Annotated in this window: 15 protein-coding genes; 9 read left to right on the plus strand and 6 right to left on the minus strand. The window is 33.9% G+C overall.

From position 1 onward, the window contains the following. Nucleotides 1-432 precede the first annotated feature (432 nt). From porV to ACFOWM_RS11405, 5 genes are all read left to right on the plus strand, one after another. Nucleotides 433-1,575 carry a type IX secretion system outer membrane channel protein PorV gene (gene porV, locus ACFOWM_RS11385; protein ID WP_379710113.1) on the plus strand — a complete coding sequence of 381 codons (1,143 nt, stop codon included), beginning with the start codon at nt 433-435 and terminating at the stop codon, nt 1,573-1,575. 97 nt (nt 1,576-1,672) lie between these two features. Then, nucleotides 1,673-2,152, plus strand: coding sequence for a 2-C-methyl-D-erythritol 2,4-cyclodiphosphate synthase (gene ispF, locus ACFOWM_RS11390; RefSeq protein WP_379710116.1), 480 nt, complete (start codon nt 1,673-1,675; stop codon nt 2,150-2,152). A gap of 6 nt (nt 2,153-2,158) precedes the next feature. Continuing rightward, nucleotides 2,159-2,599 (plus strand): dUTP diphosphatase, encoded by a 441-nt coding sequence (gene dut / locus ACFOWM_RS11395; protein ID WP_379710118.1) that lies wholly within the window; start codon nt 2,159-2,161, stop codon nt 2,597-2,599. A 58-nt stretch (nt 2,600-2,657) separates the two neighbouring features. Beyond that, on the plus strand, nt 2,658-3,473 hold the full coding sequence (locus ACFOWM_RS11400) for a DUF4292 domain-containing protein (RefSeq protein WP_379710123.1): 816 nt from the start codon (nt 2,658-2,660) through the stop codon (nt 3,471-3,473). An 86-nt stretch (nt 3,474-3,559) separates the two neighbouring features. Further along, the gene (locus ACFOWM_RS11405; RefSeq protein WP_379710125.1) at nt 3,560-4,906 is read left to right on the plus strand and encodes a murein hydrolase activator EnvC family protein; all 1,347 of its coding nucleotides are present in this window, start codon (nt 3,560-3,562) and stop codon (nt 4,904-4,906) included. On the opposite strand, the gene bshA is transcribed toward ACFOWM_RS11405, so the two are convergent. Next, nucleotides 4,892-6,028: an N-acetyl-alpha-D-glucosaminyl L-malate synthase BshA gene (gene bshA / locus ACFOWM_RS11410; protein ID WP_379710127.1), complete on the minus strand. Its 1,137-nt coding sequence runs from the start codon at nt 6,026-6,028 to the stop codon at nt 4,892-4,894. The genes ACFOWM_RS11405 and bshA overlap by 15 nt on opposite strands. Nucleotides 6,029-6,301: 273 nt before the next feature. Here bshA and ACFOWM_RS11415 point away from each other — a divergent pair, with 273 nt between their 5' ends. Together ACFOWM_RS11415 and ACFOWM_RS11420 are read left to right on the plus strand one after the other, a co-directional pair. Then, nucleotides 6,302-7,666: a M20/M25/M40 family metallo-hydrolase gene (locus ACFOWM_RS11415; protein ID WP_379710130.1), complete on the plus strand. Its 1,365-nt coding sequence runs from the start codon at nt 6,302-6,304 to the stop codon at nt 7,664-7,666. Between the two features lie 20 nt (nt 7,667-7,686). Next, nucleotides 7,687-8,133 carry a hypothetical protein gene (locus ACFOWM_RS11420; RefSeq protein ID WP_379710132.1) on the plus strand — a complete coding sequence of 149 codons (447 nt, stop codon included), beginning with the start codon at nt 7,687-7,689 and terminating at the stop codon, nt 8,131-8,133. A gap of 6 nt (nt 8,134-8,139) precedes the next feature. Here the strand turns inward: ACFOWM_RS11420 and ACFOWM_RS11425 are convergent, their stop codons facing one another. The 4 genes from ACFOWM_RS11425 to upp form a co-directional block, all read right to left on the minus strand. After that, nucleotides 8,140-8,841, minus strand: a complete 702-nt coding sequence (locus tag ACFOWM_RS11425; RefSeq protein WP_379710134.1) for an SAM-dependent methyltransferase — start codon at nt 8,839-8,841, stop codon at nt 8,140-8,142. 5 nt (nt 8,842-8,846) lie between these two features. Continuing rightward, complete coding sequence (locus ACFOWM_RS11430; RefSeq protein WP_379710136.1) at nt 8,847-9,617, minus strand: EI24 domain-containing protein; 771 nt, start codon at nt 9,615-9,617, stop codon at nt 8,847-8,849. 144 nt (nt 9,618-9,761) lie between these two features. Then, nucleotides 9,762-10,763: a PorP/SprF family type IX secretion system membrane protein gene (locus tag ACFOWM_RS11435; RefSeq protein ID WP_379710139.1), complete on the minus strand. Its 1,002-nt coding sequence runs from the start codon at nt 10,761-10,763 to the stop codon at nt 9,762-9,764. 126 nt (nt 10,764-10,889) lie between these two features. After that, a complete protein-coding gene (gene upp, locus ACFOWM_RS11440; RefSeq protein ID WP_379710142.1) occupies nt 10,890-11,540 on the minus strand; it encodes a uracil phosphoribosyltransferase in 651 nt (216 codons plus the stop codon). A 204-nt stretch (nt 11,541-11,744) separates the two neighbouring features. On the opposite strand from upp, the gene ACFOWM_RS11445 reads away from it, so the two are divergent. Continuing rightward, a complete protein-coding gene (locus ACFOWM_RS11445; RefSeq protein ID WP_379710144.1) occupies nt 11,745-12,164 on the plus strand; it encodes a hypothetical protein in 420 nt (139 codons plus the stop codon). Nucleotides 12,165-12,185: 21 nt separating this feature from the next. Here ACFOWM_RS11445 and ade read toward each other — a convergent pair whose 3' ends face one another. Next, nucleotides 12,186-13,823, minus strand: a complete 1,638-nt coding sequence (gene ade, locus ACFOWM_RS11450; protein WP_379710146.1) for an adenine deaminase — start codon at nt 13,821-13,823, stop codon at nt 12,186-12,188. Between the two features lie 141 nt (nt 13,824-13,964). Between ade and ACFOWM_RS11455 the strand changes: the two genes are divergently transcribed. After that, a complete protein-coding gene (locus ACFOWM_RS11455) occupies nt 13,965-14,669 on the plus strand; it encodes a hypothetical protein (protein WP_379710149.1) in 705 nt (234 codons plus the stop codon). Nucleotides 14,670-14,723 lie beyond the last annotated feature (54 nt).

Here is a 14,723-nt window from a genome sequence, read left to right on the forward strand (position 1 = left end):
TTTACTGTCGTTTTTCTAGATTATTGAACGAAAAAATTATGTTCTTATTGTTTATAAAAATTAATATAGTTTGCGAATATAATTGTTTTGGATAAACTTTCAAACATGCCATTCAATTTTTTAATTTTTTTAAACTTTATGTACAATTTTGACATAAAAGCAACGTTTACTAAAAAAATTATGTCATTAATTTTTATTGTGATGCCATAACTAATTCATTGAATAGTAATATTGTTTGTAAAGAAATTTTTTAAAAAATTATTGTTTATAAAAACAAAATGTTTATATATTTGAATAATAATTTGATTTTCTTTAACATTTATTTATAATTTAGCAAACAATCTAACTGCATAAATGTAAAGTTTATCCAAAAATCAATTAAATTAAACGCTTATAGAGGTTACGTCTACCTAACCAAGACAAAAAAAACGCATGAAACAAGCAACTTTGAAACTAGCTGCCATTGCAATGATAATAGGCGGTACAACAAGCATTGCAAAAGCTCAAACAACGGCTAGCAACAACATTAATGTTGTAACTACAGCTGTACCATTCTTAAGAGTATCTCCAGATGCACGTAGCACTGGTATGGGTGAAACAGGTATTGCAACTAGTGCAGATGCCTACTCTAACTTTTGGAATCTAGGTAAAACTCCTTTTGCAAAGAAAAATGCATCTATTGGAGCTACTTACACTCCATGGTTAAATGACTTAGATTTAAAAGATGTATACATTGCTTCTTTAGCCGGTTACTACAAATTAGATGAAACACAAGCAATTTCAGCTGGTGTTAGATATTTTAGCTTAGGTGATATTCAATTCACTGACGCATCTGGTAACAACATTGGTAACAATCGCCCACGTGAATTTGCTGCTGAAGTTGGTTACTCTAGAAAATTAGGAGCAAAATCTGGTTTAGGTATTGGTGTTCGTTACATCAGTTCGGATTTAGCGTCTGGTAGCTACAATGGTGTTAACTACAAAAAAGGTAGTTCAGTTGCTGGTGATATTCATTATTTCCACAACGGTGCTAAAGAAAATGGTGAAGGTTTTAACTGGGGTGTTACTTTAAGCAACCTTGGTTCTAAAATTTCTTACACTGATGATAATAATCAAAAAGATTTTATACCAGCCAACCTAGGTTTAGGTGCTGCTTATACAAAAGTTTTTGATGCTGATAGCAAATTAACTTTTGCAGCAGATGTTAACAAATTATTAGTACCAACTCCAGATACTACGGCTGCAAGCTTGGCTAACTACCGCAATCAAGGTGTAGTTGAAAGCTGGGGTAAATCATTTGGTGACGCACCAGGTGGTGGTTCTGAAGAATTACGTGAAGTAACTGCATCAGTTGGTGCTGAATATACTTACAAAGATCAATTCTCTTTCCGTGCTGGTTATTTCTACGAAAGCCCACAAAAAGGTAATCGTCGTTATGCAACAGTAGGTGCTGGTTTAAAATATAATGTTATTGGTTTAAACCTTGCTTATATCTTCCCTTCTGGTGCAGGTATCAGCCGTAATCCATTATCAAATACGATTCGTTTCAGTTTATTATTTGATATTGATAAATAATAACCAACCTAACAACATACTTAAAAGCGCTACACATTAATGTGAAGCGCTTTTTTTTTATGCATTAATTGTGCACCTTTGCAACAAATAAATATACATGAGTTATAGAATTGGTACTGGTATTGATTTTCACCAGTTGGTTGAGGGGAGAGATTTATACATTGGGGGAGTTAAAATACCACACACAAAGGGAGCATTAGGCCATAGTGATGCAGATGTATTGCTACATGCTATTTGTGATGCGTTATTGGGAGCGCTAGCCTTAGGAGATATTGGTAAGCATTTTCCAGATACGGATGCAAGCTTAAAAAATATTGATAGCAAAATTTTGTTGCAGCAAACATACAATCTTATCAATAATAAAGGCTATTCAGTTGTAAATATTGATGCTACCGTTTGCTTAGAGCGACCTAAAATTATGCCTTATGCAGCACAAATGCGAACTGTAATAGCTGCAATACTAAACATAACAGTGGATGATATTTCAATTAAAGCCACTACTACTGAAAAAATGGGTTTTGCAGGTAGAGAAGAAGGATTATTTGCTAATGCATCAGTATTATTACAAAAAATATAAAGTTTTATGAATACGGTACAAATCAACATCATCAACAAATCATCTAATGAAATCCCTAGTTATGCCACTATTGGCTCAGCTGGTATGGATGTAAGGTCAAATTTAGAAACACCCGTTATATTACAACCACTAGAGAGAGCGCTGATTCCTACCGGTTTATTTGCAGAAATACCAGAAGGGTACGAAATTCAAGTAAGGCCAAGGAGCGGATTAGCGCTGAAAAACGGACTTACATGCTTAAATACGCCAGGCACTATTGATAGTGATTATAGAGGTGAAATTCATGTACTGCTCATCAACTTAAGCAATCAACCTCAAACAATTAATCACAATGAGCGTATCGCTCAACTTGTTGTTGCAAAGGTTGAAAAAGCAACATTAATATTGGTACAACAATTGAATGAAACACAAAGAGCCGCAGGTGGTTTTGGCCATACTGGCGTATAATTTTTATCATCTTTCTCATTATAGTAACTACTATTTGTGAATTAAATAATTTGAATAAATGAAGTTTTTACTCAGTTTAATTTTATTAACAGTGGCTTTTTCATTTACACAGTGCAAATCAAGTAAAATGATTACAAAAGCGATTGCACCAAGAGACACTACAAAATTGGTTCAAGTAAACAATTCAGATGATTCTTTGATTTTGGTTAATAGCACAAGAGACAATATTAAAAAATCAACTATTGATTTCAATACATTTTCAGCAAAAATTAAGTTAGATATTGAGGATGCTAAAGGTAAAAAGCCAGACTTAGTTGCCAATATACGCATGATTAAAGACAGCGCCATTTGGATCTCAATATCTGCAACCATTTTAAATGTGGAAGTGTTTAGGGTGTTTATTAACAAAGACAGTGTGATACTTTTAAACAAACAAGAGAAAGAAGTACAATATAGATCAATCAGTTATTTACAAGAAATTACAGATATACCGTTTGATTTTAAAACCCTTCAAAATTTAATTATCGGCAACCCTGTTTTTTTCGATGATAAAAATGTAACAGTAAAAAAATATGATGATTTTACCTTAGTATCATCCGCTGCAAAAGATTTTAAAAATTTACTTACTTACACCACAAAAGATAATTTACTACAACATAGCAAACTCGATGATGTAGACCCTCTACGAAACAGAACCGCAGACTTTACCTATGATAGTTACACCAATGCCAATGGGGGTGTTTTCTCTACATACAGACAAATAATTGCTACAGAAAAAAATAAATTAGATGTTCGTATGAACTTCAAGCAATTTGAGTTTAACAAAGAATTATCGGTTTCTTTTAGCGTTCCAAAAAACTATAAAAAGAATTAATGCTTATTTTTAAGTATTACTAATTATTTGTGATTGTATACACATATAGTAAATCGTGTGTGCAATTGTTGTTAAACCATTCAGCTATGATGAGAGTATTTCTTTCTATAATGTTTTGTTGTTTATTTGTTGCCAGTACACAAGCCCAAGCCAATACACAAGAGCTTGAAAGGCAACGCCAACAATTAAAGAAAGAAATTGATGAAGCTCAAAAGTTGTTAGATAAAAACAAACAAGCCACCCAACAATCATTATCAGGCTATTACATGATTAGCAATAAAGTCAATTTACAAGATAGACTCCTAAATGTAATTGAAAAAGATTTGCATTTGTTAGATGATAATATTTACACCATACAAAAAGATATTAATAAATACGATCGCTTATTAGATACTTTAAAACAAGAGTATGCTAAAAGTATGGTGTATGCTTATAAAAACAGGGGCAATTACGAATTCTTGAATTTTATTTTTTCTGCCGATAATTTTAATGATGCAATTAAACGTATTGCCTATTTAAAAAGCTATAGAACTTTTAGAGAAATGCAAGGGCAAAATATTTTGCGTACACAAGAATTAAGAAGAAAAAAATTAGAAGATTTAGGCGTTTCAAAAAAGAAAAAAAGCCTAACGTTAGACGAACAAAATAAAGAACTAGAAGAGTTAGCCAAACAAAAAAATGAACAAAGTAAAATAGTTGCGCAACTTAAAAAAGAAGGTAAAAGTTTAAATGCTAGTATTGCTGCTAAGCAAAAGCAAATGAAGAAAGTAAATGATGCAGTAAAAGCTGCTATTGCCAAAGCTATAAAAGATGAAAATGATCGTAGGATTGCAGAAGAAAAGCGTTTAAAGAAAATAGCAGATGAAGTAGCAAGATTGAAGAAAGTGGAAGATGCTAAAAATGCTACAGCAACAAATGTAGAGCCTAAGAAAACAGATGTTGTAAAAACAAAAACTCCTATTAAAGAACCTACTGTAAAAACAGCACCAGCTACTTCAGACTTTAATACCGAAAATGTAGCTTTAAATGCCAGCTTTGAACGCAATAGAGGCAGTTTGCCTTGGCCTGTTGATAATGGTTCAGTGTTGTTTCATTATGGGCCTAATAAATATGAAAGTGGTACAACTTGGATCAATGAAGGTGTTACTATTGCCACTAGTATTGGGGCTCCAGTAAAAGCAGTTTTTCAAGGTACAGTTATATTAGTTGCAGAGCCTGAAGATGGAAAGTACATGGTAACAGTAAAACATGGTAATTACTTTACCTCATACGTAAACCTTACTGGCTTAACTGTAAAAACAAACCAAGAAGTTACAACTGGGCAAGTATTAGGCAGAGCGGCTGCTAATTTAGATGGTATTGGTGCTATAGATTTTAAAAGCGCTAAAGGCTACACTGATTTAGACCCTGAAAAATGGTTACGCAGGCGTTAATTCATTGATAATTCTTTGGTACATAGCTTCATATTGAGGTACAATATTTTCAATGTCAAAACGCTGGGCTTGTAGCAAAGCATTGGCTTTAAAAGTAGCGTATACAGCATCATCTTTTAAAATTTTAATTGCATTTGCTGCCATATCAGCCACATCACCTACATTGCTCATATAACCACAATCGCCGTTAATGATAATTTCTGGCAAACCACCTGCGTTTGATGAAATTACGGGCACTTCAGCAGCCATCGCCTCTAAGGCGGCTAATCCAAAACTTTCATATTCACTTGGTAGTAAAAATAAATCAGCAATAGGTAACAAATCTTCCATTTGTTCCTGCTTGCCTAAAAATTTAATATCATCTTTTGCAGTACAATTTCTTGTCATTGATTCAATTTCAGGTCTTTCTGGTCCATCGCCAATCAACAATAACTTAGCAGGAATTTCTTTTGCTATCAATAAAAATGTTTTGATAACATCATCAACCCTTTTCACTTTTCTGAAGTTCGAAGCATGAATAATAATACGTTCACCATCAGGAGCTATCAATTTTTTAAATGCAGTAATTGGTTTTTTATGAAAGCGTTTTACATCAACAAAATTGTAAATAACTTCTATTGGTTTAACAATATCAAAATATTTATAGGTTTCAGCTTTTAAGTTGTTAGATACTGCTGTGAGCACATCACTTTCTTCCATTGAAAAAGTTACAACAGGGCTATAAGTTTTATCTCTACCAACTAAAGTAATATCAGTACCATGTAACGTTGTTATAACGGGTATATGTTTACCTTGCTTCGCCAAAATTTGTTTGGCCATATATGCGGCAGATGCATGTGGTATTGCATAATGTACATGTAACAAATCAATTGCATGATTATTAACAACATCAACCATAGTACTTGCCAAGGCCGTTTCGTATGGCGGAAAATCAAATAATGGATAGGTGGGAACCCTCACCTCATGGTAAAAAATGTTAGCATGAAATCCGCCTAAACGAACTGGTTGTTGGTAGGTGATAAAGTGTATGCTATGGCCCATATCAGCCAAGGCTTTTCCTAATTCTGTAGCTAAAACACCGCTACCTCCAAAAGTGGGGTAGCATACTATGGCAATATTCATGTGTTCATTTTATTTGATAATTTCTGCTACCAATAAACGTACAACTGGTATTTAATTCGGCCAGAAATTAAGCGTCTCAAAAATTGATGTTGCAATGTAATGATAAAAAAAATGGGGGCATCAAAATCGTTTATTTATTAAGCTTTAACTACTTAAAAATTAATAATTGTGTTACATAGTAATTGTAAAGCATTGTAAAATTGTATGTTTGTAATACGTAAAAGTCGTTATTGATACGTTTCTAATTATACCATCATTACAATTGTAGATTTCATGAAGTCAATATTTTTTTTCATTACTATCTTATTTGCAACAGTCGTTCATGCACAACAAAACTTTACGCAAGATAGCATCATCATTAAGCGTATGGTAGATGATGTTATGAAAAGTAAAGCAGCATATGAAAACCTTCGTGTATTATGTAAAAAAATTGGCCCTCGTTTAAGTGGTTCTTTGGGTGCTGAAAAAGCCATAACTGCAGGCTTAAATATGTTGAAAGCTGCCGGTGCTGATACCGTTTATTTACAACCATGTATGGTGCCTCACTGGGTACGTGGTGCAAAAGAGGTAGGCTATGTAATAGTAGGCGGCCAAAAAATGAACCTACAATTAACATCGTTAGGCAACAGCGAAGGCACAAAAGGCAAACTCATCAATGCACCTATTGTTGAAGTAACCAATATTGATGAGTTGGCTACTAAAAATATTAAAGGGGCAATTGTATTTATAAACATAGCTATGAATCCAACTTACATACGCACTTTTAAAGCGTATGGCGAAAGTGGTGTGGGCAGGCGAAGTGGTCCTTCTATTGCAGCTAAATATGGCGCAATTGCAGTAATGGTGCGTTCTTTAGCAAGTAATGAAGATGGGCATCCTCATACAGGAACAACGGTTTACAACGATTCATTCTCTAAAATACCTGCTTTAGCCATTAGCACAAATGATGCTGAAAGGCTTCATAAATCATTACTAACCGGTAAACCAGTAATAGGTTATTTAAAAAATAATTGTACTATGTTAGGCATGGTAAAAAGTTACAACGTAATTGGCGAATTACGAGGAAGTACTTACCCTGAACAAATTATTACAGTAGGAGGCCACTTAGATAGCTGGGATTTGGCAGAAGGGGCTCAAGATGATGGTACAGGTATTGTACAAAGTATTGAGGTAATTAGGGTATTAAAAGCCACAGGTATGCAACCAAAACGTACTGTTAGGGCCGTATTATTTATGAATGAAGAAAATGGTGGCGGTGGGGCTAAAGCGTATTTGCAACAAGCTAAACTTTTAAAAGAACAACATGTTTTTGCCTTGGAAAGTGATGCTGGTGGCTTTACACCAAGAGGTTTTAACTTAGATATGCCTTCAACAAAAAAAGCAACCATACAGCAATGGGCGCCATTTTTTTATAATTATGGCGTGTATGATTTTAAAGAAACGGGTAGTGGCTCAGATATTGGTCCGTTAAAAGAAATTGGCACTGCTTTAGCAGGATTAGGAACCGATAGCCAACGCTATTTCGACTTACACCATGCTGAAACAGACGTTTTTGAATCAGTAAGCAAACGTGAATTAGATTTAGGTGCAGCCAATATGGCCGCCTTAATTTGGTTAGTAAGTGAATACGGACTTTGATAACTCTTAAATTATAAACAATGGATGATGTAACTTTTAAAGCGCATGAAGCTCAAATTGCAGCGCAACCACCAAAACCAACAAGTAAGTTTAAAAAGTTTATTTACAAATTTTTAATAGTAATTGTATTAGTATTGGGTATTTTTATTTGGTGGAAATATTTTTATGCTTTTGGTAAAGAAGGTGTAAAGTCTGGCTACTTAAATTATGTGGTGTATAAAGGACAAATGTTTAAAACCTATGAAGGCAAACTTATTCAACAAGGTATTAAGTCAAAAGGTACAGCCACCGTACAATCTAACGAGTTTGAGTTTTCCATTAAAAACAAACGTATTTACGATATTTTGAAAATGAATAGCGGTAAGTATTTTGATTTGCAATACAATGAATATAATGGTGTAGTGCCATGGCGTGGCAATACTGTGTATATTGTTGATAGTATTTTATCAATGAGAGATGCTGAGTAACTTATTTTAAATACCAGCATGTATTAAAAATATAACCGGTTGCTTATGAAGCGCCGGTATTTTTTTTTGCCACTCCGCAATCGTTGCTGTGATAATGCTTTCGTTGGGGGCAGTAATATTAGCTGCTATACAAAGCTTGGTATTTTTATCGCAAGTTTTTAAAATGGTTTCAACCAATTGATTGTTACGGTACGGCGTTTCAATAAAAATTTTTGTACTATTATTTTTTAAAGAAGCAGCTTCTAAAGCTTTAATTGCTTTGATGCGTTCGCCATTATCAATAGGTAAGTAACCTACAAACTCAAATTGTTGCCCACTCATACCACTGGCCATTAAGGCTAATAATATTGAACTTGGTCCTACCATAGGCTTTATGGTACATTGTAATTTTTGGGCTTCGGCAATTAATATTTGCCCGGGGTCAGCAATGCCAGGACAACCAGCTTCGCTAATAATTGCAATGGTTTTATTTTCCTTTATTTTCTGTTTGAAGCTACTTATTTGTTCAGCTTCTACTTTGTGTATTGCAAACCATTCAAACTGCTCAATAGCAATGCTTTTATCCATCAACTTAAAAAACCTACGAGCCGTACGTTCATTTTCTGCAAAAACCACGTTGCATTGCTTTATAGCATCAACAACATAAGTAGGTATGGTTTCGCTAACATCATCTGCCAGCACACAAGGAATTAAGTAAATGGTTGCCATAATGGTTACAAAAATATTTGTTTTTCTTTGGCTTTGTGTAAACTTAAAGTTGCTGCTATTACGGCATAAGAGGGTGCAAGTAACCAGCCAACAAATGGTAATAAATGCATTACATAAAATACAAGTCCGTTACCTATAGCTAGGCCTTTGTGCCTACCAATAAATTGTACACTTTGTACAGTTGTAAGTTTATTGCGTTCGCAACTATAATCTAACATTGAAAACCCAAAGTAGTAGCACTCAGTAAGTAGGGCAATTAATGGAGCTATCCAACCAATTACTGGTACTATTGAAAATATTAAAATGGTGAGTACGTATACCGATTGCCATAATAAATTTCTTAAAGCAATTTTTGTACCTCGTACTATATCAATTAAAAGTTGTTTAAAGCTAAATGGAAATTCTTTTTGCTCTAAAATACTTTCAGTTTTTTCACTTAAATAGGCAAATACTGGCGAACCAATTATTAAAAATAAAAATTTGAATAAGGAGAAGTAGAAGAAAAAAAGAACGGTCATAATAATACCTTGACCAACAATTACCAATAGGTTTAACCAACTCTCCTCCATACCATCTAACCAAGCCCTTAAACCCGTTTTTAAAAATATAAATTCAATGGCGTTTACACTACTAATGGCAAAAAAATACAAGCCCGTCATAAAGAGTAAACAATAAATTATGCCGGGTATCATAATCCATTTCCATAATTTATTTTTTATAATGAAACGGTGGGCATCAAAAAACGATTGGAAAGAGATAATGATTTCTTTTAGCATAGCTTGAATGGTAAACGCACAATTTAATGGCTTTAAAGTTACACATCTACTACGTAAAAAATAAAATAGTTATTGTGAAATTGCATTTTAGCCAATAAAAAAGCCACAGTATTTAACTGTGGCTTTTAAAGTAGTTATTTACAATTAAAATTTAGGACAAGGAATACCCTTGCTTTCAACTTTGCGTTTTACATAAATTAAAGAAAATTCCGAACCGCCACGACTAGCTGTTGCTGATTTTAAACTGCTAATATTAACATCATAACTAGCACCTATTCTTAACCCACCCACTTCTAAACCAATGTATGGAATAATAGCATCGTTTAAACGAACCCATGAGCCTATATTTAATGCAGATGGTGATTCTTCATTATTATTTAAACTGTAAGATATTGCGCCACCTAAAGTTGTTTCGCTTGCTTTATTTTGTATTTGATGGATGATAGATGTACTTAAACTCAATACATCCGTAATGGGCAATGTACCACCTGCATGTAATGTTAACCTATTGGCAAGAAAATAATTTTGATCTTTAAAGCCAACTTTTGGTCTGTTAATATGATAGGCCGATACACCAGCATAATAGTTATTAACACCATTACTTGAACCAGAAAATAATAAACCAGCATTAAAATCGATATAGCTTTGGTTATTGCCGTTGGTTAAAAAATCAGTACGGGCACCAGTAAATCCATTTTGGCGCAACATATCTTCAAAAGTGAGTTTACTATCATCAATAGTTAAACTGCTATACGTACCCTGAAAACCCAAGCCGATGGTATTGTAACCATCTTCATCTAAAGCTTTGTGGTACGACATTGACAATGAACCGTAATTCAATTTTAATTGGTTATCAGCACTAGCATCAGATAAACCAGAAATACCAATACCAAAAACATCACCTTGTGGTAATTTATCTTTCATAATACCAAAATCAAATGAACCGCTAGTGGTTACGTAAGCTTTTGGTATGCTAGGCCATTGGTCTCTATGGTTTACAGCCAAACGCCATTGACCATCAAACTTACCAGTAAATGCAGGGTTTAATGTAAGGGGAGAGGCAAAAAATTGTGAAAAATGCGGATCTTGTGCTTGTGCTACAAATGCCATACAACACACCACAACTGCTAATAAAAGTTTTCTCATTTGCTATACGATTCTATTACTTAAAGATAAGTAAATCACTTAAAATGCTGCCTCATTTATTTGAAAGTTATTAACCAAACACACTTTTTTTGTTGAAGCAGCGTTGTTGTTGGCTTTTATGCTCATTTATTTTTGCATTTTTGAACCATAAGCCAAGTCACCGGCATCGCCTAAGCCAGGTATAATATACCCTTTATCTGACAGTTCATCATCAATAGCACCACACCAAATTGTAACTTCTGGTATGGCTGCTTGCAATGCTTCAATACCTTTAGTAGCAGCAATGGCACATACTACATGTAATTTTTTAATGTTGCCAGCCTCTTTAATAAACTGAATTGCTTTTATTAATGATGCGCCTGTTGCTAACATGGGATCGCTTACAATAACCACCCTGCCTTCAATGGGCGGACAACTCATATACTCCAACGCAATTTCAAAACTACCATCATCATTATGTTTGCGGTAAGCACTTAAAAATGCATTATCTGCTCTATCAAAATAGCTTAATAAGCCATTGTGCATAGCTAACCCTGCTCTTAAAATAGTGGCTAGTACAGGCTGGTCTTTTAAAACTTTACAATTTGCGATACCCATAGGTGTTGTTATAGCAGCATCTTCAGTTTCCATTTGCTTACTAATTTCATAGCCAATTACTTCGGCAATACGTTCTAAATTTCTGCGAAAACGAAGTCTGTCTTGCTGTATAGCAACATTTCTTAATTCACTTACCCAATTGCTTATTAATGAGTGCTCTGTACTAAAGTTGTAAACCATCTTTTTATGTAAAATGTACCTTTTATAAGGTTGTTATAGTTTTTTTAAAATCCATCAAATCTAAAATAAAATTGTGTGTGAAATCTATTTTTGGTGAATTAAATATTGGGTATTGTAAAATAAATGAATGCTACAATTTAAAAAGATGTAAATTTTACTTTAAATAGCTCCCAATCATCTAATAAAAACAACAATAACATCTTTATGAAGTATATATTTTCTGCCATCATTTTTACCATAATTTTTATTGCTTGTAATAGTACTGAAAAGCAAGAGGCAAATGCTCAAAAAAAATATGAAAAAACAAAAGCTGATTTAGCAACTGTTGAAAAAGAAACACCTTTAAATTTTTTAGTGGTTAATGGAGGCTATAAAAAAAATATACTTCGCCAAAGTGTAGTAAGGGCTACTATTTTTAACAACGCTAAAATGGTTACCTATAAAGATGTTGATGTAAAATTGAGTTTTTACAGCAAAACGGGTGTGCTTTTAGAAGAAGACCACGAAACGATTTATGAAAATGTTGGTCCGGGTGAATCAGTAAAATTTAAAAGCAAATATTTTACTCCAAAGGGTACGGATAGTGTTGGTTTTAAAATTGTAAAAGCAACGTTTGTAAAATAAAAATTTTGTTACTTGGCTAGATTATAAGCCATTTTCAATAAAAAAAAAGCTGTTGCCATCAAACAAACCTTTATCGCTCAACTTTAATTGTGGTATTACTAGTAAAGCCATAAATGATAATGTCATAAATGGAGCTGCCATGGTACTGCCTAACTCGTTGGTGGCAAAGTTGTTGATGGTGGTATAATCATGGGCTACTTTAAAACCATCATCAGCACTCATTAAACCAGCAATGGGTAAGGGTAAAACCATTTCTTTGTTTTCAGAAACAGCACTAATACCACCCTGTGCTTTTATAACCAAATTAACAGCTTCGCAAATACTTTCATCATCAACACCCACGGCTACAATATTATGGCTATCATGCGCTACAGATGATGCTATGGCGCCATTGGTTAAGCCAATATTTTTTATGAACGATATGGCAATTGGTGCATCATTATAGCGGTTTACAACCACAATTTTTAAAATATCATTTGCAACATTGCTTTCAATAAATCCTTTATGAGCAAATACAGGTAGGGTAAGTTTATTGGTAATGAGTTGCCCTTCCAACGCCTCAATTACATGGATGTATTGTTGTCCATCTTTTAACGCCACCTTAAAATCTGTTTCTTTTTTAAGGGAACAGTTAAATTGATTAATTGGCGTAATAGGTATAGTAGGTATAAACGAACTACCATCAGAAGCTACCAATGTGCCGTTAATAAAGGTTTCATTTACCTCAAAATTGAGGAGGTTTTTTACAACAATAAAATCAGCAGCATCGCCTACTCTCAACAAACCGTTTGTCATGTTATAATGTAGCACAGGGTTTACACATGCAGCTTGTAATACTTTAAAAATATCAATACCTTTAGCTACTGCCCTTGCACACAATGCATTAATGTGATTGGTAGCAAGGCTATCAGGGTGCTTATCATCACTACAAAACATCATATTTTCATAGTGCTCATGCATTAAATCAATAAGGGCATCAAAGTTTTTGGCGGCACTACCTTCTCTAATTAATATTTTCATGCCGTATTGTAATTTATCCAATGCTTCATCAGCCGTAAAACATTCATGATCGGTACTCATGCCAGCATCTATATATTGCTTGGCTAAAGCACCTCTTAAGCCTGGTGCATGGCCATCAATAGGTTTGTTTATTTTTTTAGCAGCGGCAATTTTTTTAAGTACTTCGGCATCATTATTTAATACGCCGGGGAAGTTCATCATTTCACTCAAATAAAAAATATCATCGTTGGCTAATAAAGTAGCTACCGCATCGCTATCAATAGCGGCCCCTGCTGTTTCAAAAACAGTTGCAGGTACACAACTCGGGGCACCAAAGTGAAATTTAAAAGGGACCGTTTTGCCATTATCAATCATAAATTGTACACCAGCTACACCACATACATTGGCAATTTCGTGAGGGTCGCTAATAGTACCTGTAGTGCCATGTATTACGGCTAATTTTGCAAATTCTGATGGTATAAGCATGCTGCTTTCAACATGTACATGGCTATCAATAAAGCCTGGCATTATATAGGGGTAACGTTCATCAATAGCATCATGTAATTTGATAATGGCACTTATTTTTTCATCAGCTACTTCTATGGTGCCTACAAAAATTTGTTTGTTTAAAATATCAACAATGTTACCTTTTATCGTCATAATATGGGGCCATTAAAATGCTGGCGTAGCCGTTTATGTAAATTAAAAATGATTTTAAAAAATCAACCTACTTGCAAATGTATTGAACTACTATATTTGTATCGTTATATTTTTAAAAGTCAAACAAAACAACTACACAACATGAAATTATTTAAAAACGTAATGATGGCTGCAGCATTGGTAGCATCGTTACATGCAAACGCCCAAACGGCTGATGAAATTGTTGCCAAACATATTGAAGGTATGGGTGGTGCTGCTAAATTAGCCACTTTAACTTCGGTTAAAAAAACAGGTACATTATCTGCACAAGGGTATGATATACCTGTGGTAATGACTGTGTTACAACAAAAAGGTTTCCGTCTTGATTTAGATATTATGGGAACGGCAAATTACCAAGTGGTTACGCCTCAAAAAGGTTTTATATTTTTCCCGATTCAAGGTATGACTGAACCAAAAGATTTTGATGAAGATCAATTAAAGGCTGCTCAAGGCTCATTAGAAATTCAAAGCGCTTTCTTGAATTATAAAGATAAAGGTATGTCAGTTGAGTTATTGGGTACTGAAAAGTATAATAATGCAGATGTGTTTAAATTAAAAGTGACCAACAAAGCAGGTAAGGTAAGTACTATGTTTGTTGATAGCAAAAATTACCGATTATTAAAAGTGGTTTCAAAGAGTAAAGCACCTGATGGTAGCGAAGTTGATCAAGAAACTACCTATGATGATTACAAACAAAATGCTGATGGTTTTTGGTTTTCCTATAGTAGCACCACACCACAAGGCACAATTGTTTTTGATAAAATTGAGTCAAACATAAAAGTGGATGAAAATATTTTCAAAAACTAATTGCATCATCAATCATACTAAAAAGCAGTTTCAACAATGAAGCTGCTTTTTTAT

Origin of the sequence: Ferruginibacter yonginensis, from assembly GCF_042651465.1 — a bacterium.
Lineage (GTDB): Bacteria > Bacteroidota > Bacteroidia > Chitinophagales > Chitinophagaceae > Ferruginibacter > Ferruginibacter yonginensis.